This window comes from Desulfobacterales bacterium (assembly GCA_028704555.1).
Classification (GTDB): domain Bacteria; phylum Desulfobacterota; class Desulfobacteria; order Desulfobacterales; family JAQWFD01; genus JAQWFD01.
The window spans coordinates 1-19,408 of the sequence record JAQWFD010000052.1; the positions used below are offsets into that span (position 1 = coordinate 1).

Below are 19,408 nucleotides of genomic sequence, written 5' to 3' on the forward strand. Positions count from 1 at the left end.
GATGCAGATCGAATATTGCCGGGTTTTGGAAAGCTGATAAAAAATCATTCTCTCCCTGATCAAATCATCCAACTAATTGCCGACGCGCATTCGTTAGCTTAATCCAACTGAATATTGTGATCATAGAAAAAATTAATTAAAATAAACCAGACTCGATGCGCATATAAAATTTTTTATTTATAATCTGTTTTATTCCGGATTGTCCGGGTTGGGAAAAAGATTTTAAGCAAGGAGAAGGAGATGAAAAAATATTTTTTTGTGTTGGCAGGAGCCTGGATTTTTATACTCAGTCAGCTTGGATGGGCTGCTGATTCTGTGGAATCCGGTGAGTCCGTATCGAAAATGGAAGAAATGGTGGTGACCGCCGGGCGAGTACAAGAAAAGAAAAAGGAAATTACCGTAAACTTGACGGTGATCGATGCACAGGAAATCAAGCTGTCGCCGGCCCGGAACCTGGGCGATCTGCTGGCTGAAAAAGCGATCGGGTATGTCCAGAAATATCCGGGATCTCTGACCTCCGTCGGGTTGCGCGGCTTTAAAACCGAGACGCATGGAAACGATCTCCTGGGACATGTGCTGATTCTGCTGAACGGACGAAGGGCCGGTACCGGCAACGTGGCCCAGATATCAACGAAGAATATCGAACAGATCGAGATCATCCGGGGACCGGGTGCCGTTCAATATGGATCGGCGGCTGTGGGCGGCGTGATCAACGTCATTACCCGGCAGGGCAAAGGGGCCCCCCATCTGTTTGTCGAGGGAACGCTGGGAAATTTCGGCTTTGAGGAGACAGGGGCTGGATTTTCGGGTAAAAAAGAGCGGTTGGATGTATCTGGCAGTGTGACAACATCCACGGCGGATGATTATGATACGACTACGGGCCAGACTTATTTTAATACGGGGTATGACCGGAAAGATTGCTATAGTTTGAATATAGGCTATGAACTGATGCCGGGAAACCGGATCGGAGCCATATTCAACGGGTACAAGGTGGAGCATCAGGGGACGCCGAGTTACTTGAGTCTCAACGACCTGGATGATTACACGAACAAAAAGAATCAATCCGTCGATGTAATATATGATGGTGGCTCGATGACGTTGCCCCTGACATGGAAGGTCAGATTTTTTGATGGAATCGATGAGGATGAAGGCTTTTATCCGAGTGCAAGCAATCCAGATTTTTATGATATGGATAATTTTTCTATAAATAAAACAGATTATAAGGGTTCGCAAGCACAGATCAGCATGGATTTATCGCATTTTCTTGTGACGGCAGGGTGTGACTGGAGTAATTACGAAAATGAAAATATTTACTTTTCTACTGAAGCGTATGAATACGATGATATCGCAGGTTTTGTATTGGCTAAAGGTAAGTTTCTGGAGGATCGCGTGATTGTATCCGGTGGTTTTCGCTATGATTCCTACGAAATCGAGATGCATGATTCTTCTTTTGAGCCTGTGGAGGATGAAAGTTTTATTCCTCAACTTGGATTGGCATGGCTGCCGGAGGAGCATCTGAAATTTCGCTTGAATTACGGGGAAGCCTTTGTCATGCCGGTTGCAAGCAGCATGTTTGGAGATTCTGTTTCATATGATGGGGGGGTTACTACGTATGCCAAAAACCCGAATCTGAAACCGGAAGAAAGCCGCACGTATGAGGCCGGTCTGGATGTGACATATGAAACGTTCAACGGAAGTTTGACCTGGTTTTATACGGATTTTGAAGAAATGATACAGATCGCTACCCAGCCCGGGAATATTCTTATCCCTGAAAATACAGGCAACGCCGTTGTAGCCGGATTCGAAGGCGAGATTGGCGTGGATATGGGATACCTTTTGAATTGGGATTTTGAAATAAAACCCTATCTGAACGTTGTATACCTTACCGAATACAAGGATAAGGACACGGACGAAGATCTTTTATACAGATCTGATATGAATGCCTCTTACGGCATCAGGGTATCGGACCACCAGGGGTTTTCAGGGTTCATAAATTTTGCCTACACTGGACAAAGGAAAATTACGGACTATGAGACGACGTGGGCGGATATCGACTGGGGCGGTTTTACCGTTGCCAACATGAGCCTCAGTAAAAAAATTATAAACTTCGGCAAGTGGGGCGGGTTGACCCTGAAAGGCGATATCCAGAACCTGTTTGATACGGATTATGCTTACGCGAAGGGCTATCCCATGCCGGGACGGCGATTTTTTGTTTCTTTGCGGTATGATTATTGATTTTGCAAATCGCCCGGGTGTGATGTATCCATCGGGGAACCATTAAACCCGGGCTTTATCGATATTCATCGTGTGGGCCTTTGATAAGGGTTACGGAATAAATAAAATCCACAGTCTTGCTTGCCTTTTCGTCCGTCTTCTTCGTTGTATCAAAGAGCACGTACAACAGGTATGCACGTTTTGATACGCCTTGAAGACGAACAGGTAAGCGAGCAGGCGAGACTCCGAAATCCTGCGTAATCTTTGTCGATTTTATTCATTCCGTGACCCTGAGAGGACTGTTATGTCTCTGAATAAAAGATCCAAATGGATTCAATGCATAGTACTTCAGATCGTCGCGGGTTGTTTTTTGTGCTTCGCGTCTGTCCAGAGCCATGCATTTGCCGGGCCGGTGATGTTTATCGACAGCCGGGGCCAACAGATTACCATTGCGCAAAAACCGGTGCGGGCGGTTTCCCTGGTGCCGGGGATTACCGAAATCCTGTTTCGTCTGGGCGCAGCCGATGCGGTTCAGGCCGTTACCTTTCATGATGCCTGCCTGCGGGGAGCAGACGCAAAGACGGTGGTCGGTGGTTTTTTTAACCCGAGTGTGGAACGTATCAAGGCTGCCAAACCCGATATCGTGTTTTGTTCGACGCTTCAGACCGGGGTTATAGATGCCTTTCAGAAGGGTGAATGCCCGCTGGTCTGCCTGGATGCCGGTTCCATTTCAGAAAGTTTTGATACCATCCGGCTGCTGGGAAATGTGTTTGACAAAGCCGGTGAGGCAGATGCGATTGTAACCGATATTCAAAAGGATATGTCGCTGATCCGGCAAAAGGTCGATCACATCCCTCTGGAAAAGCGAAAACGGGTGATGCGTCTCATGGGCCGGGATCGAGTCATGACGCCGGGCGATGATTCCTTTCAGAATGAAATGATCCGGGCTGCCGGAGGCATTGCCCCGACATTGAATAAAACCGGAAATGTGGTCAAAGTGTCCCTCGAGGAATGGCGGGATTTTAATCCGGAGGTCATTTATGGATGCGGCGGGGACCGGGATGTTGCCGCCGCATTTTTCAGCAAACCCGGGTGGCGGGATGTCGATGCCGTCAAAAACGGCATGATATTTTATTTCCCGTGCGATCTGACCTGCCGGCCGGGCGTTCACGCCGGTTATTTTATTGCATGGCTGTCTTCCGTGATTTATTCGGATGCGTTTATGGACCCGTCCATTCAGGTGATATCCGATGGAATCTATAAATCCCGTTCTCTGGATCTGGAACCGGATTATATCGAAACGGCCCGCATCGCCTACAGCTACATGCATGATTTCATCCATAAAACCCTGATCATTGATTTCAACCGGCCACTGACTATCGTGTCGACTCTGGAAGGCGAAAAGCACATGGTTGAAACGGTCGGGAATCATTTTTCACCCCCGTCCAGCTGGGCCATGGGGCACAAGCAGGGGATCGATTCGATCCAAAAACATTTTTTCCAGGTGATCGGAAAAGACCCGGATACATCGTCCTTTCTGTTTACCGGTGCGGATATGGATCATGTGTCGGTTCAGCAGGAAAAATTCCGGGATATGAAGATCACCGCTCTGGTGACCGCCGGGGTCAGTTCCAATGCCGTGCGCATGGCTAAGGACAGCGGAAATTATTATGAACCCGGGACGATTAATATTATCATTCTGCCCAACATGAAACTGACGCCGCGAGCCATGACACGGGCGATCATCAGCGCCACCGAGGGAAAAACCGCCGCATTGACGGATATGGATATCCGAAGCTCGTATCGTCCGCTTGCGTATCAGGCCACAGGCACCGGAACGGACAATATCCTTGTGGTTCAGGGAACTGGCGTGCGGCTTGACAATGCCGGCGGGCATTGCAAACTGGGGGAACTGATGGCCAGGGCTGTTTATAAAGGGGTTCAGGAGGCCGTGTACCGTCAGAACGGATTTACTCGCAATCGACACGTCTTCCAGCGGCTCAAGGAAAGAGGATTGAGTCCCTATGGGCTGGTGTACGGAGAAGTGTGCGATTGTATCCGGGATAAGCGCCTTGTTGTGAGCATTCTGGAAGATCTGCTTTTAACACCTTGTTATGCGGAATTTATTGAAACGGCGTTTGCCGTCAGTGATGATTATGAAAGCGGACTGATTGAGGATTTGGGTGCGTTTGACTCCTGGTGCCGTGCCATGGCCGAAGATATTGCCGGAAGACCGCTTGACTCTCTGAAATCCATTGAATTTAAAGAGGATATGCCGCTTGTTCTGAAAATGGCCTTCAATGCGTTGATCAGCGGTGCAGCCGCCAGGACGGAAGAAGCGTATTGATCGTTTTTAAATAAATTTGGGCTTGATCATAACTGCGGCCATAACGTCGTGAGGAACGTCCCGGCCGTTTCCGGCTTCTCCAGCACGATACGGGGGGATGCCGGTGCCATGAAGCTAAAGCGCAAAAACTCGGCAAGCCTCAAACAGTTTGCGCTTCTTAACGCTTGATGGCCCCGGTATCTTTTCCCCCGATCGCGCCATGTCGTACGCCGGCAACGGCCGGGACTTCGAAACTACACGTAAGAGAATATGGCCGCAGTTATGATCAAGCCCAAAAAAACGAAGTCCAGGCACTGTATTTTCTGCCCTTTGACCTCTGATGCCTGAGCTCTGATAACTATCCCTCCCGACCGATGATGGCCTCCAGCTGTTTCAGGAACCGTTTCGCGGTCGCCCGGTGGGATTTGAAGGTTGAAGCCTGTTTAAATGCGGTTTTTGCTTTCTGAAAGTGTTCGGCATTGAATGCGGCATATCCCATCATCAGCCAGGCGTCTCCCTGATCCGGATGTGATGCGGTAATGAACTCAAATGCCGCCATCGCTTCAGCGTATCGCTTCATTTCGAAAAGTATCTGCCCCTCCAATATATTCAGTTTTTCCGAGTCGCAACGGTTTTGTGCGTTTTTTACGGTTTCCAGGGCTTTGGGACTGTCATGCAGACTCAGGTAGCACTGGGCCAGGCGGCAGGTGGTGTCAGCATCCGGTTTTTTCTGATTCAGGCGCTCATACCATGCGGCCGCCTGAATCGGAATGTCCACCGCGGTATTAAGCTCTGCCATCAGCAGCATTTCCTCATCATTCAGAGGCGACAGGAAGCTGTAGACCGTGAGCGTCGTCAACCCGGATTCATAGTCGTGTTCGGTCAGATGCATGTGCGCCAGGATTTTCCACCATTTGGATTCCAGCGGGTATTCTTCGACCAGAAATTCGGCATATGCTTTTGCGCGGTCGTTTATCTGCAGTGACATGTACTGAAAAAGACGGATTTCCTGCCACTGCTTCTTTTTTTTCCCGGTTGTTTTTTCAGACAGCTCTTCGATATACGGCAGGGCGTTTCGGGGCCTGCCCGAGTCAATATATGCCTGAACCAGGGCTTCTTTCCAATCAAAATGCTGATCTGCCCGGTCGTGGGCATCAATCAGTTTCTGCAGAATATCTGCGGCTTTGCCGGGTTCTTTTGCCTGAAGCCATGACAGGCCCGCATAATAAAGGGTGGACGCCTGCCCGGATTCGGATGTGTCATACGCCCGGATAAAACATCGGCCGGCATCGGCAAACCTGCCGGAGTCATAAAAGCATTTGGCCAGATTCAGCCATCCCTCCGGAAAATCTTCCTTGAGTTTCAAACAGGCCTGATAATGCACCGACGCTTCTGGTAGATGTTTTTCCATCATGCAGCAGTTGCCCAGTGTAAAATGTACCAGATAATGGTTATAACTGGACGAGTGACGGGTTAAAGAGGCTTCCAGAAGTTCGATCGCGCTGGGGATCTGTTTGTTTTCGATAAATTTTTGCGCTTTGTGCAGAATCAGGCTGACCTCATAGGGCAGGGAATCGGATGGTTCTCCTGCGGCGGATACCGTATATCCGGTAAGCGCCAGGCCACAGAATGCAATGATCAGGATGATGGGTAGTTTGATTTTCATCATGAATATGCGCATCAGTTTTCCAATGTGAATTTTACCGTGGTTATGGCCCAGGTCTTGACCGGTACGCCCTGAACTGTTCCGGGAGAAAAACGCCAGGTCGATACGCACTGGATGACCGTTTGATCAAAAATTTTTTCAGGTTGGGAGCCCTTTATCTCAACGCGATCCACCAGGCCGGTTTCAGTTACCAGAAATTTGACCTTTACCCATCCCTCGATGCCCATCCGTTTGGCGCGCAGGGGGTACAGCGGCGGTATTTTTGATATTGGCGTGAGCGGTCGATCAATTTCACCAACCTCATAGGCGTCTTTCATAGGAGGCGGCCCGATATCCACCATGGCTATTGAGGTCGAGGCAAAGCCGGCCGGACCGGCCGGAAGCTTTGGATTAATTTCAAATTGAAGGGCCGGATGCGTTAAAATGTCCTGTGCCTGCCGGGGAATTTTCGTCCGTAAAGCATCCGGCGTGGATTCTTTTTTTGACGGAATGCTTTTTTCCGGCGGTTTTTGGGTCTCCGGCGGCTTTTCCGGTGGTTTGAGGCGGATGAAATTGATTGCCTGGATCGATCCTTGTGCGTCGGTGCGATCGGGTATGTCGCTGATGAGGCTCGGGATGATGCTGAACAGCGCGGCATTGAGAAAAAGTGCCAGGATAGCCGCCCCCAACCATCGAGAAATATTTTTCCATAATAATCGGGACGATGATTTTGCAGTAGCGGATATCGATATCCGGGCCTGATAATCGTTCATGAAATTTATGACCCCTGTCCGGTAGCAAGGCTGGCAGCCAGAGAAACATTTTCCGCTCCGGCGATCCGGCAACCGTCCATGACCTGAATGACCATTCCGGTATTGCTGGCTTTGTCTGCCACGATGATCACCTGTCCTTCGGGATTTTCCGCGATCGCTCGTTCCACATGAGCCCTGACGGCCCGGGAATCTATTTCCCGGTTGTCCATGAACACACGATTGTCTTCCGTGATTCCGATCAGTATTCCGGCTTTGTCTTTACTGACGGCTGTCGATGCGGTCGGGCGGTTGATATCCACCCCGGTTTCCTTGACAAAACTAGTGGTAACCAGAAAAAAAATCAGGAGAATAAACACCATATCGATCAACGGAGCGATATTCAATTCGACGCTTTGTTTTTTGGCCCGCCGGGCCGCTGTAATGTTTAACATATCAAACTCCGGGTTTCAGTCGTGAGTCGTGAGTCGTGAGTCGTGAGTCCTTTTTTTCACACAAATCGTTTCAGATAAATACCGAGAGCGGAGATTTGTTGTTTAAGGTTTTCCGCCCGTCGGGTGAGAAATGTTTTCATATAAATTCCGGGAATGGCGACCAGAAGTCCTGTCTGGGTGGTGATCAGGGCTTCCGAGATACCGCCTGCCATGGCCTTTGCGTTTCCGGTTCCATAAACGGAGATGATGTCAAAGGTTGTCATCATTCCCATGACGGTTCCCAGGAGCCCCAGAAGCGGCGCAACGCCGGCCAGCACCCCGATGGCCGACAGGTGCCGGTCCAGCATGGCCACGATATGCATGACGGTTTCGTCCAGTATGAACTGATCCGTTGTCCGATCACCGCTGCGGCGATTAATAAATTCGCGGACAAAATGGCTGGTAATGCCGGGGTATTGATTCGGGTCCGGCGCCCGGTTTTGACTGACATATTCTCCGGCCGTTTTCCGGGTGATGTTTTTTTCCCGGAGCCGCTTGAAATAAAACGCTTTGTGAATAATCAGTACCCACATGACAACCGATACCAGCATCAGCGGTATCATGACCATACCTCCCGACTGGATGTTTTCCGAGATCCGGTACAGGGTTTGTTCCAGAAAGTATGTCATGCCGCGTGCCCGGTTTTAAATATTACATTGGTCAGGGACACGGCTTTTTCTTCCATCTGTCCAATGATTTTTTCTGTTTTACGTGCCAGAATTGTATGACACAGCATAATGGGAATGGCTACGGCCAGACCCAGCATGGTGGTCACGAGGGCTTCACTGATACCGCCGGACATCATGCGCGGATCCCCGGTGCCATAATATGTAATGACGTGAAACGTATTGATCATTCCTGTGACGGTACCCAGAAGTCCCAGCAGGGGAGAAACGGTCGCCAGCATGCCCAGCGTGGACATGAACCGTTCCAGATGTGAAATTTCTCTCAGGATGGTTTCCTGCAGGACGTTTTCCATGTCCGGACGGGCCATATGACGGCATTCAAATCCAGCCAGAAGGACCCTGGGTACGGGCTTTTTTTCGACAGTGGCGCAGAGTTCCGGTATTTCCGACCACTTGCCTGCCGAAATCAGGGATTTTATTTTACCCATCAGCACATCCGCATTGATGTCCATCCGGCCCAGAACCCAGAATCGTTCAAGAATGATAAGAAATGCAATGACGGCAATGGCCAGGATGGGCCACACAATCGGACCGCCTTTCCATATCTGATCCACCAGGTTTAACTGATGGGTCAGCTGCCTGAGCGCTGCGCCGCGGGAAATGTCCATGAATACATCTTCGGTGGTTCCATTCATGTAGTGGTTAATATTTTTTTGAATTCTGGCCGCCGGCAGTTTGGACAGGGCAAAAAACCGGTTGCTTTTATCCGAGTAGATCAGAAAGCCAGTTTCTTTTTCAAGCCGGTAGGCCGCCGTGAAGTTGCCCAGAGTCAAAATGTCGGCGGTGGTTTCATGCCCGGAACGCTCGACGATGGGCCCCTGCTGAATACGCACCTCGCCGGATCGACGGATTTCATCAAACAGCAGATCTGTCATCTGCCGGATATCGTCCATCCCGGGAAAAGCGGAATCCGCCAGAATCGGTTTCAGAATGCGGCTACGGCCGGGATCAAAGGCTGCCTGATGGCTCTGGTCCAGCAGCGTGTTAAGATCTTTGGCCGTGGTTTGTATAAAGCCAGTGAGTTCTTTTACCATGGCGGCCGCTTCATTGAGCTGTGACAGGGCCTGTTTTTCTTTTACCATAAGTTGAGAATCTGTTTTCTCAAGCTGTTTATGGGTTTGCTTCAGCGATTGATTGGCGGATTTGAGGCGATTGATTTCAGCCGTCAGGGCGGTTTTGTCCGCCAGAATATGTTGCCGGCTTTTTTCGGCTTCCTGTTCGGCCTGCTTACGTTCGTTTTCGACTTTTTTCAGAACATTGTCTTGCGTTTGCCGGGTCGCCAGGGTAACGGCGCGCATGTCTTCGGCAACCGCGGGATAAAACGGGGTGGCCAAAAAAAGAATAGTTGAAGCGATTATAAGCCATAATTTCATTTGACGAGAACCTTTCCGATCGGCAGCGATACCAGATCTGCCGCCCGGTGTTTTGAACCGATTTCAATTGCCGAGTGAATGGCCGAATTGTACCGGGCGGGAAGCCGTTCCCATTGCTGGTTTGCCGGATCATAAAATCCGGTGATCTGTTGATCCAGCGAACGGCAGAACAGCGACAGTTTTCCGAGCCTGAAAATATCCGCCAGAAGTCGGTTCCCGTTCAAATCGATTTTTTTTCTGTACACTTCTACGGTATTGCCGTATTCGGCCTCGATGAAGAGCGCTTCCATCCATCTACGGTATTTTTCTGCGGTGGTGACGGTTTGGTCCCTCATCATGTCGCGCAGCTTCCGGATTCTCTGATCACGTTCCTCCTGAAGAAACGGCAGATCCTTCTGGACATGTTCGACATATCGGGTCATGATATCGTTAAGAAACGGCGACAGTTCATCGGATATTCGCATAATTTGTTGAATCTGATTCTCAAGGGATTCAATTTTTTCCCGTCGAGTGTCTATTTCGGCAGTCAATTCCTGGTGTTTCAGCTCCAGTGTCTCGTTTTCCTTTTGCAGCATTCGAAATTCCGCTTCCAGATTCGTTTTTTTTGCCGCCCATTCATCCTCGGCTCGCTGCGTATTTTGACGGGTCTTGACAGCCTCTTTCACGGGGGTCTGCAGCTGTGTGCTTAAATCCCGGCCCCACACCGGCAGTGTCAGAAACGCGATCCATATGGCTGAAAATAAAAATACCCAAAGCTTTCTCAAATCGGGTCCTCCTTTGAAGATAAGGGCTTGATCATGCTTGCGGCCACCATGTCGCGGAGTCCGTCCGGCCAGTGCCGGCTTCTCCAGCGCGATCCGGGAACGGACGAAACGCTGAGGCTACGAACAGCAAAATATGTCCGCAGTTATGATCGACCCCAAGATAATAACTGCTCGGTGTTCTATTTTATGTCGATCGTAAATGATTCGGAACGGGCCTGAGCGAACCCTTAAAAAAGCTGAATGACTGCCATGACGGTGTTTTGCTTTGTCTGAATAGATTGGATGGTTACTGAGCAGGAATAAAAAAACCGCGGTTTATGATGATTATTGGGGCTGATGTCAAATCCGCTGGTTAGTCTTCACCCGGTAATGACTATTTTTTCATGGTGTTTGCCCAGCAGAATGTGAAGCGTATTTCTTCTGGGTCAGGCGTAAAATTTAACCCTTAAAATACCAGCGGTATTCCTCTGGTAAAATTTTTTGCCTGTTACGAATTTGAAAAAATATCCTGTTTCCGAATGGATACGATTCATAATCCTGTGATCCACGACAGAGCGATACAACGTCAGGCAGGTTTTCCGGCTTCCGGATCATCCGATTTCTTTTTCCTTCCCGGGAATTGTAATAATCCCAGTGGTTTTATTCAAAGATATCGTCCCCGATTACGGCGGCGGGCCCACTCCCGAATTTCACGGGATTCCCTATTAAGCTGTTCGAGCACCTGTTTTAATAGTATTAATTATCCAATAATTTCTAATAAGTACTAAGCTTTTTGTCAAGTTTAATATCTGTTTTATCTTCACTTCGTCTGCTTTTCTGTCGATATCAGCGATGCAAAGATAAAACCGGGCATTGGATTGAGATACAGCCCATCAATTTCTTGCAGAACTCGAGAAAAAAAGGTATTTGATGAGGCTGTTGGCCCATGGTGACCATAATAAATATTGGCTTTTTGCCATGATTCTGTCGTGTGTCCAGCGGGTTGGGAATATTGAACATTTTTCCATCTCATCCTGAAACAAACATAAAAGTTCATACAAAATATCGGAGGAATTTATGAAAAAGCTTGCAGGCTTTCAAAAAAAATATTTGAGGGGACTTGCTCACGCACTGAAGCCGGTTATCATCGTCGGACAAAAAGGAATGAGCCCCGCGCTCATTAAATCCGTTGACGAGGCGCTGTTAACCCATGAGCTGATTAAAGTGAAATTTAATGAGTTCAAGGAAAAGGAGCAGAAAAAAGAGATTTCTGAGTTTATTGAAAAGCAAGCCGGCTGCGAACAGGTGGGGATGATCGGCCATATCGTCACATTTTATCGGACACATCCGGATTCGGAACAGAGAAAGATCACTGTTCCGGAGCGTCAGAATCAAGAATAGGGCCAGCGCCTGAACTGCCAGGTGAGCGATTTGGTAAAGTTCGCATTTTTGCGTTGTAAATTGCCAGGCTCGATCATATCTTCGGCCACGTTGTCGCGGGACTCCGAGGCTGCGCACAGCAAAATATGGCCGCAGTTATGATCAAGCCCGGGAAATAATTAGAAAACGGACCGGTTGATCTGGCGCATCCATGTCCTTGCTCGATGCGCTGCTGGCGTTGTAAATTGTGCATTTGATGGCGGAACATGGCACTTGCAAATCAATTATTTTTAAGATAAATAAACTGATTGACATTCATAAAATGTGTTTTGTAATTATTTTGCAAATAATTTTTTTATGAATGATGGTGCCGGGGGAGGGGACAGAATTATTGATTGATGCCTGAGACCATAACTCTGTTATTACAGCGTCGGGATGAATGAAAATATGTGATCAACCTCTGTAGTGTTAATATATCAAAAGGAAAGGAATTGCAGATACATGCAGGTACCGATGACCCCAAACCGAATTCTGAAACGCGCGGTTAAATTGTATCCGAACAAGGTAGCTGTAATTGATGGATCTGTTCGATTTACCTATTCACAGGTTCGTCAGCGGGTCACCCAGCTGGCAAATGCGACTTTTGATCTGAAGCTGTCACCCGGCGCACGCGTTGCGGTGCTGGATTATAATACCCACCGTTACATGGAGCTGTACTACGCCATGGCGCAATCCGGACGGGTTCTTCTTCCGCTTAATATCCTGATTTCGCCGGACGACTACAGTTATATTTTAAACGATGCCGAAGTGGAAGCCCTTATTTTCCATGCGGATTTTAAGCCAAAAGTGGATCAGTTCAGGAAAACCCTGAAAACCAAAATCAGTTTTTTTGTCGCGGATGGCCCTGCCGATGAAGACTGGATCACCGGCACCTATGAAGACCTGGTTGCCAATTCATCGACGGAGGGAAAATGGTGCGATCCGGACGATGAAAATGATCTGCTGAATCTGTATTATACCAGCGGGACAACCGGCCGGCCAAAAGGGGTCATGCTGACGCATCGGAATATATATGTCAATGCCCTGGCAACGATTATCACCTTTACATTGAAAGACAGTACGGTTTTTATGCATGTCGCCCCGCTGTTTCATATTGCCGATGCCTTTTTTATATGGGCGGTGACCTATCAGGGGGGGGCTCATGTCATGATGCGGCAGTTCAGGCCAAAGGCCGTACTGCAAACCATGCAGGATGAAAAAATCACCGATACACTCATGGTTCCCACCATGATCAGCTGTATCCTTGAAATGGGTAATTTTGATCTGTTTGATCTTACCGCTCTGGAAAAGATCATGGTCGGCGGAGCCTCCATGTCGCCGGCCAATGCCAAACGGATGAAGAAAAAATTCGGCTGTGAGTATGTGCCCGGTTACGGCTTGACTGAAACATGCCCGCTGCTGGCCGCCGGCAATCTAAAAGAAACTCTGTCAGATCAGCCTGAAGATATTAAAATAGACCATATCACCCGAACCGGCCTTGAAGTGGTCGGGGTGGATCTGAGAGTGGTGAATAAGAATGGTGGCGATGTTCCATGGGACGGGATGAGCGTCGGTGAAATCATTGTCCGGGGAGATAATGTGATGAAGGGGTACTGGAACCTCCCGGACGAAACAGCCAAAGTCATGAAAAATGGATATTTTTACACCGGTGATCTGGCAAATGTGGACAGTGAAGGCTATATTTTCATTGTTGACCGCGCCAAGGATATCATTATCCGGAGCGGGGAAAACATCGCGTCCGTTGAGATTGAAAATTTTTTGTACGCCCATCCGGCAGTCCTGGATTGCGCGGTTATCGCGTTTCCGGATAAACGGTGGGGAGAAGTGCCCAAGGCGCTGGTGACGCTGAAACAAGAGGCGACGGTGACGGAAAAAGAGCTTGTCTCCTATTGCCGGAAGGGACTGGCCCGGTTCAAGGTTCCTAAATATATCGTCTTTATAGATGAAATGCCCAAAACCGGCTCCGGAAAGATAATGAAAATAGAATTGAGAAAGCGGTACGGGAGCCCCATTGGTGAAATAAACGGCAAAATTCGATTATAAAAAAGCGTTCATCTTTGGACCGATACCGGCACAACCCGTCGAATTCGTTCTCCCGGATTTTAAAATTCTGGAAGATATTTCAATGATCCATGGTCTGCTCAAAATTTACAAATGTAGCGATAAAATTTTCTCCCAACTGATAATTTGATATATCACTGATCTTATAGCCTGAAATTTGATCTTTCGCCTCTTTATGCAGCAGCATGTATTCTTCATGCTTTGTGGTGGTCAATACCAATGAAAAATTTCCGGGTTTGAAATACCTCAGAATCACCCGAATCAGAGACGGGCAGTATTTTTCCATGATATTGGTTTCAAAACTTGCGTAAGAGCCCTCAGGCTGGGGCGTGATGTGAACCGTATAATAACTGGAATCAAACACCGCGTTCATGGAATATCCACAAGGCGAAAACTGGCAGCAGTCCGCGGTTGCCTCCGGATAAAGTGTATTCAACCACGACAGTTTTCCTTCCTGCTGAAAACCGGCTGGCGGCTTTTCGGCATACACTTCCAGCAGACAGGGGGCGATATTCGTCATCAGAATCTGAAGTTTTACATCCCGCATAGGCGTATTGTCTGCGGAATCTGAAAGAAATATATGCCAGTGTTCATGATCGGCAGGCCCCATCCGATAACTTTTCCCCGGGAAATACGTCTGGACAAAAGCAGCTTCCGTTTCAAAATTCGATGTCTGGTGAAGGGGATATGTCAGATTTTTTCGTTCATAAAGCGCGAACATGATGTCTTTCGGGTCAATAAACCGAAGAATTTCAGGCAACGCATCGGTCAGAAGCGCCTTACCCCCGTTAATCATCAGGATTCGGTTGTTCCACACGAAAAGGCTGGCTTCGCCCAACAGATAGGCATCCACGCGGGCGATGGCTATGTGGCTGACAATTGTAAATCCCGCCGCTTTGGCTACCCGGTCCCACTTGCCGTCCCGATTGTCCCGAATGGTTTTATGCGGTCGGCGCAGGATTAATTCCAGTTTATTTTCAGAACCTTCAAACGGAAGATACATTTTCCGTGCTGCGGGTTTGATTTCAGACCCCGGTATTATCGCAGAAATTTGTTTGTTCATTTTGTCGATTTGATCCTATAAGCAAAATTTCTGAGCAAGAAAGAAAAAGGGACCAACCACATCCAGATGCAGCCAGCCCCTCGTTTCCACAGACAAAGTTAATCAATCATAGCCCTGCAAGCACCGCGTCCTCATCCGGTTGTTCATAGATTACTTCATACTTTGACGCATGCTGCTCCTGCGTCACCAGACTGACGCTCACCATCGCAATCAGTGCGACCACAGGAGATATGAGCGTATCCAGACCGGCCAGATGCTCAGGAATATAAAAATAAAGGACCAGTCGGGTGAAAGTCCCGACAATAACCGCGGCCAGTGCTCCTGGAGCATTTGCCTTTTTCCAGTATATGCCCAATACCAATGGAACCAGACAGCCGGCAAACACGACATCAAAGGCGAGAACCAACAGGATTCCCGGCTCCGGTTTGACATGGGCCAGATAAATAGCAAAAGCCACGACGGGAAATGCCATGCACCGGCTGATAAAAAGAAGTTTACGGTCGGTCACGCGGACAGCTTTTCCGCCGTGAAACATTCGATTCCAGACCGGCAAAATATTTTTTTGGAGCAGATTTCTTCCCATCACCGTCGATACGCCTAAGATTCCACCATTAGCGGTAGATGCTCCCGCGCCGATAATTCCGCCCATTATAAACAACCCGAAAAGAAACGGAACGCCCAGCATCGCCATATTCGGTAAAACCATTCTGGAATCGGTAAGTCCCGGAAACATCTTCAGGCTCATTAATCCGATGAAGGAACAGGCAACACCGGTTACCAGGGTCAACGCTGCGCCAAAAAAACATCCTTTTCTGGCAACATCAGGGTTTTTGGCAGCAAAAATTCTTTCCATGAAGTCCAGAGCGACAATATCGCCGAATGCCAGCGCTGCAATACCTGCCCAATTTAAAAGCGCGCCGTCTTTAATATTCATCAATCCACTTAAATCCAAGTAATTTTCCGGAATCGCCGTGGAAAAAAAATCCCATCCATAATGGAAATACAACCAGAACGCGCATCCCACAAACCCGAAAATGGCAGGATAAATCTGCACGATGTCCGTAGCCGCGGAAGAGTAAAGCCCTCCGGCAACCGTATACACCAATATGAAAATCGATATAAATATCAACGCCCACGTGTAATCAATCTCAAAAACCATGGAAATAATCCAGGCAGAACCGGCAAAATTTCCGGCGACCAGTATCGCAAAGCTGAAACTCATCAAAAGCGAAACAAGTACCTCTACTGACGATCCATATCTTCTCGCATAAAAATCAGGAAGCGTCATCAGCTTCATCTTGTTCAACGGTTTTGCAAAAAACAATCCGGTTAAAATAAGGCACAACGCCAGGCCCAGCGGAAACTGGAATCCTGACCAGAATCCGGCGCCATATGCCCCTGCAGAGTTACCCATCGTGGCATTTGCATCCAATGATTGCGCCAGAAGCATTGATCCTATAAGAAAAAACGGAAGGCTGTTACCGCAGACGATGTAGCGTTTCCCGCTACCCTTCACCAAAAAATACATACCTGCACCAAGTACAAAATACACCGCTATAAAACAAAGTAATCCAATGGCCATAGGTGACATCTATAATACCTCTTTCATCTCGAACTGGTTTATTTCCAATTTTATCTTGAACTGGTTTATTTCCAATGCAACGAAAATACTGGCGGGAATTAAATTTTTGAAGCATGTGTTAGTGTTAAACCTCTTTGTAATTACGATGCTGGTGTTCAGGGGGGAGAACATCATTTTAATTTTTGCGGGGATCTGATCGCATACGACAGATGGACCCGAAAAGTTTTCCGACACCGCAGCTACTGGTTCTTGAGATGCGCTGTTTCATATTTTTTTTATGATTCAAACCCTGCATAACTTTTCCCCGGTAGATGGATCATGTCTTCCTTTGCCCGAAGAAAAACGTATCCATTTTGTCGGTCAATTGCTTATTTTAAATCAAACCGATACAGGCTATCAGCCTTATTTAGTAGCCTTTAATCTGTTTCGGGAAATAATCCTCGCAGCCGCCTTCACGATAAACGTCCAGGGTGGTGCAGTGCAGCGCGCCGCCGAACGGAATTACGTGCTGGTACGGAATTGGAATAACTTCCATTCCGAGTTTATCCAGCTGTTCGCAGTATGCGGTTTCGTGCGCCTCGACACAGACCGTTTTCGGATCGATCGAGAAGGTGTTCATTGAAATCCAGGATTTACCATTGTACAGACCGGTCAGGTAACATCTGTTCTGGTGAACGAATGTCGGCCGTGCAGCCGGAACCATTTCCCAGTCGTTCTTTTTGAACAGGTCCCACAGCTCAGGGGTCCGCGGCGCCCAGTCCGGATTGTACATGACAAGGCCGGGTCTCATCGGAACAAAGTTTACGTCAATGTGCCACGGGTGGAAATTGTTCGGTTTGTTCGCATCCAGAGGCGTGTCGAACAGCACATGGTGAAGCCGCAGTCCGAGCGCTGAGCACATACGTTTGAGCCAGTCCATACCGCCCTTGTTCGTTACGCATGAACCCTGATGGAAGATGTCCTTACCAAAACGCATTGCATCTGCCGCATCCCAGAGAGGTTCTTTTTCGGTCAGCTGGAACTCCCAGTTGTGCAGTTTTTCTCTTTTCTGCTCATCTGTCCAGGTGTTTTCAAAGTCATAATAGTAATTTTTTACATAAGACTCGTCGGTCAGCCGCGGTTTGGGAGCTGCGAAATGAACACATTCCGGATCTTCCTTGAAGTATTTCTCAAAGATCGGTCTCAGGTTCAGAAATTCCCAATACCGGGTACGGCGGGAGGTTGTGGCCTCAATGATGTAGTTACCATGAATCATGGTTACGTCGCGGACGTTGTTGACACCGTGGCAGTTGAGCTGGGTCCAGTCCGGTGTTGAAACGGGTTTGTTCATCATGAAATCTTCGATATCGATCCGTTCGACTACCGCGCCGCGTTTTTCTATCTGGGCGACGAAATAGTTCATCTGCTCGTTGGCCTTATCGATCATTTCCTGAGGGAAAGGACCCCAGGAACCGAGGGGATAACCGCCAGCCGGACGATCATACCACCACGCCGGCTCCGGTGCGGGGATGTTGGTGCCTTCGGGTCTTCCGATAATAACGCGTTTGAGCGGATCCCACTCATTCCACGAATTGACTATTTTTGCCATTCTCGTACTCCTTTTTCTTTTTACCTGTTTCGTACTCCTTTTTCTTTTTACCTGAAATTTGAAATTTTTTTTTCCATACTCCAATTATCAGACATGTTGCATCAACTTTTTTTACGAATGTGTCGTTGATACATAAAATTAAATACCGCACTTGATTTTTTTCATATAGCTCGATAGTGATCTTTGTTTCAAAGATTTTGCAAAACAAATGCCATGATTTTAAAAATTAAAAAAAATTTTTTTATCCATAATTTCATGATGTTATAAATTAAAAAACAATCAGGCATAAAATGAAATACACATTGATTGTAGCAGTGCTACACATCTGTCAACCTCACTTATGTGCGGTGTCCCGAAGTATTCCTGCACAATTTTGAGAATCATTACCGATCAGCAGTGTGTGGCATGCCGAAATAAATAACTCTGTAAAGCGTCATCTATTGGTGAAAACCATTAATCGGGAATCGGACAGATAATAATTTTTTCAGGGGTGATACGCGCGTTCGCTCTTCGGAGAAAAGGGATCCGTATGGCGGGTATATTATTTGCCTTCTTTCGAATCCGGGCAAGCCGGGGCTCAGAAATTTTTTTGAATGATCTGAAAATTTTTTTAAACCTGATTGGTTACTGGCGTAAGAAATTTTTTTAAGGAAGAATCCGGGGGGGTGGGGGGGGAAAATTCATCACGCTGATGGCATTGAGCGTAGCGTTTAAAACAGAACACTTCAACGCACGATTGATTGCATTGGCTTGCGCAATCGATAAATGGCCGGCCGATAACGGCTTTGATCCTGCAGATATGTTCCACGGCCTTGTTTGCCGAAATCACGTTCATTTGGGTATCTACAGTGACAACAGCATCCTGTACACTGCTGAAAACTGACTCCAGACGGCTGCGATGTTTTTCCAGCTCCTCTTCGTACATTTTGTTCTCAATTGCTTTGGTAATAATCTGACCCGCCGTGGTCAGAATATACACATCCTCATCTATCCAATTGCGATAATACCGGCACTCATCAAATCCCATAAATCCGTAAAACTCACCTTTGATGAACAACGGAAAATTTAAGGTGGATTTGATTTCCCCGGCCTGCATTCTTTCTTTAAATCTCAGAATCGGGCTTTCGTGCACGTTCGAACAGTTGATGATCTGGCCTTTTTTGAGTTTTTCCGCACCCCACGGAATGGATATAGTCAGCTCGCCAAGCTCTTGGAGCGAGGCGATGCCTTTGCCTAAAAATATGAACCTGTCTGAAACGTTACAGAAAGGGGGTGGCCAGGGCGGCTGGACCTGCATCCGCCCTGACCGGACAAAGATTATAAGGGTTTATATTTTTAGTATTTGCCTGAGATAACGGCTTCATCTTCCGGAATATAATGGATCATCTCATGCTTTGACGCATGTTTTTCTTGCGTTGCCAGGCTGACTGCCACCATGACAACC

Annotated in this window: 14 protein-coding genes and 1 riboswitch; of the genes, 4 read left to right on the forward strand and 10 right to left on the reverse strand. The window is 47.8% G+C overall.

Features of this window, described 5'->3' with window-relative positions; translation table 11 throughout:
• Positions 1-240: 240 nt before the first annotated feature.
• Together PHQ97_14645 and PHQ97_14650 are read left to right on the forward strand one after the other, a co-directional pair.
• Positions 241-2,235 carry a TonB-dependent receptor gene (locus PHQ97_14645; protein ID MDD4393971.1) on the forward strand — a complete coding sequence of 665 codons (1,995 nt, stop codon included), beginning with the start codon at positions 241-243 and terminating at the stop codon, positions 2,233-2,235.
• 283 nt (positions 2,236-2,518) lie between these two features.
• Positions 2,519-4,561: an adenosylcobinamide amidohydrolase gene (locus PHQ97_14650; protein MDD4393972.1), complete on the forward strand. Its 2,043-nt coding sequence runs from the start codon at positions 2,519-2,521 to the stop codon at positions 4,559-4,561.
• Between the two features lie 337 nt (positions 4,562-4,898).
• On the opposite strand, the gene PHQ97_14655 is transcribed toward PHQ97_14650, so the two are convergent.
• From PHQ97_14655 to PHQ97_14680, 6 genes are read right to left on the reverse strand one after another with little or no spacing between them, the layout of a single operon-like run.
• Positions 4,899-6,209: a tetratricopeptide repeat protein gene (locus PHQ97_14655; GenBank protein MDD4393973.1), complete on the reverse strand. Its 1,311-nt coding sequence runs from the start codon at positions 6,207-6,209 to the stop codon at positions 4,899-4,901.
• An 11-nt stretch (positions 6,210-6,220) separates the two neighbouring features.
• A complete protein-coding gene (locus tag PHQ97_14660; protein ID MDD4393974.1) occupies positions 6,221-6,958 on the reverse strand; it encodes a TonB family protein in 738 nt (245 codons plus the stop codon).
• Positions 6,959-6,963: 5 nt separating this feature from the next.
• Entirely contained in the window at positions 6,964-7,389 is a 426-nt protein-coding gene (locus PHQ97_14665; protein ID MDD4393975.1) for a biopolymer transporter ExbD, read from the reverse strand.
• A gap of 56 nt (positions 7,390-7,445) precedes the next feature.
• Positions 7,446-8,057 (reverse strand): MotA/TolQ/ExbB proton channel family protein, encoded by a 612-nt coding sequence (locus tag PHQ97_14670; GenBank protein MDD4393976.1) that lies wholly within the window; start codon positions 8,055-8,057, stop codon positions 7,446-7,448.
• On the reverse strand, positions 8,054-9,487 hold the full coding sequence (locus tag PHQ97_14675) for a DUF3450 family protein (GenBank protein MDD4393977.1): 1,434 nt from the start codon (positions 9,485-9,487) through the stop codon (positions 8,054-8,056). The genes PHQ97_14670 and PHQ97_14675 overlap by 4 nt, the downstream gene beginning before the upstream one ends.
• Positions 9,484-10,251, reverse strand: a complete 768-nt coding sequence (locus PHQ97_14680) for a DUF3450 domain-containing protein (protein MDD4393978.1) — start codon at positions 10,249-10,251, stop codon at positions 9,484-9,486. Before PHQ97_14680 ends, PHQ97_14675 begins: the two co-directional genes overlap by 4 nt.
• 550 nt (positions 10,252-10,801) lie before the next feature.
• Positions 10,802-10,991: riboswitch (cobalamin riboswitch) on the reverse strand.
• 316 nt (positions 10,992-11,307) lie between these two features.
• On the opposite strand from PHQ97_14680, the gene yhbY reads away from it, so the two are divergent.
• Together yhbY and PHQ97_14690 are read left to right on the forward strand one after the other, a co-directional pair.
• Positions 11,308-11,631 carry a ribosome assembly RNA-binding protein YhbY gene (yhbY, locus tag PHQ97_14685; protein MDD4393979.1) on the forward strand — a complete coding sequence of 108 codons (324 nt, stop codon included), beginning with the start codon at positions 11,308-11,310 and terminating at the stop codon, positions 11,629-11,631.
• Positions 11,632-12,111: 480 nt separating this feature from the next.
• Positions 12,112-13,713, forward strand: coding sequence for a long-chain-fatty-acid--CoA ligase (locus PHQ97_14690; protein MDD4393980.1), 1,602 nt, complete (start codon positions 12,112-12,114; stop codon positions 13,711-13,713).
• Between the two features lie 79 nt (positions 13,714-13,792).
• On the opposite strand, the gene PHQ97_14695 is transcribed toward PHQ97_14690, so the two are convergent.
• The 4 genes from PHQ97_14695 to PHQ97_14710 all read right to left on the reverse strand — a co-directional run bounded on the left by PHQ97_14695 (position 13,793) and on the right by PHQ97_14710 (position 19,261).
• Positions 13,793-14,794, reverse strand: coding sequence for a hypothetical protein (locus PHQ97_14695; GenBank protein ID MDD4393981.1), 1,002 nt, complete (start codon positions 14,792-14,794; stop codon positions 13,793-13,795).
• Between the two features lie 106 nt (positions 14,795-14,900).
• Positions 14,901-16,322 carry a hypothetical protein gene (locus PHQ97_14700; GenBank protein MDD4393982.1) on the reverse strand — a complete coding sequence of 474 codons (1,422 nt, stop codon included), beginning with the start codon at positions 16,320-16,322 and terminating at the stop codon, positions 14,901-14,903.
• A gap of 460 nt (positions 16,323-16,782) precedes the next feature.
• Positions 16,783-17,964, reverse strand: coding sequence for a serine/threonine protein kinase (locus PHQ97_14705; protein MDD4393983.1), 1,182 nt, complete (start codon positions 17,962-17,964; stop codon positions 16,783-16,785).
• Between the two features lie 610 nt (positions 17,965-18,574).
• Positions 18,575-19,261 (reverse strand): PAS domain-containing protein, encoded by a 687-nt coding sequence (locus PHQ97_14710; protein ID MDD4393984.1) that lies wholly within the window; start codon positions 19,259-19,261, stop codon positions 18,575-18,577.
• Positions 19,262-19,408: the final 147 nt, after the last annotated feature.

Coding starts and splice junctions, on each gene's coding strand:
- PHQ97_14645 (MDD4393971.1), top strand. CDS start 241: ATGAAAAAATATTTTTTTGTGTTGGCAGGAGCCTGGATTTTTATACTC.
- PHQ97_14650 (MDD4393972.1), top strand. CDS start 2,519: ATGTCTCTGAATAAAAGATCCAAATGGATTCAATGCATAGTACTTCAG.
- PHQ97_14655 (MDD4393973.1), bottom strand. CDS start 6,209: ATGATGAAAATCAAACTACCCATCATCCTGATCATTGCATTCTGTGGC.
- PHQ97_14660 (MDD4393974.1), bottom strand. CDS start 6,958: ATGAACGATTATCAGGCCCGGATATCGATATCCGCTACTGCAAAATCA.
- PHQ97_14665 (MDD4393975.1), bottom strand. CDS start 7,389: ATGTTAAACATTACAGCGGCCCGGCGGGCCAAAAAACAAAGCGTCGAA.
- PHQ97_14670 (MDD4393976.1), bottom strand. CDS start 8,057: ATGACATACTTTCTGGAACAAACCCTGTACCGGATCTCGGAAAACATC.
- PHQ97_14675 (MDD4393977.1), bottom strand. CDS start 9,487: ATGAAATTATGGCTTATAATCGCTTCAACTATTCTTTTTTTGGCCACC.
- yhbY (MDD4393979.1), top strand. CDS start 11,308: ATGAAAAAGCTTGCAGGCTTTCAAAAAAAATATTTGAGGGGACTTGCT.
- PHQ97_14690 (MDD4393980.1), top strand. CDS start 12,112: ATGCAGGTACCGATGACCCCAAACCGAATTCTGAAACGCGCGGTTAAA.
- PHQ97_14695 (MDD4393981.1), bottom strand. CDS start 14,794: ATGAACAAACAAATTTCTGCGATAATACCGGGGTCTGAAATCAAACCC.
- PHQ97_14700 (MDD4393982.1), bottom strand. CDS start 16,322: ATGTATTTTTTGGTGAAGGGTAGCGGGAAACGCTACATCGTCTGCGGT.
- PHQ97_14705 (MDD4393983.1), bottom strand. CDS start 17,964: ATGGCAAAAATAGTCAATTCGTGGAATGAGTGGGATCCGCTCAAACGC.
- PHQ97_14710 (MDD4393984.1), bottom strand. CDS start 19,261: ATGCAGGTCCAGCCGCCCTGGCCACCCCCTTTCTGTAACGTTTCAGAC.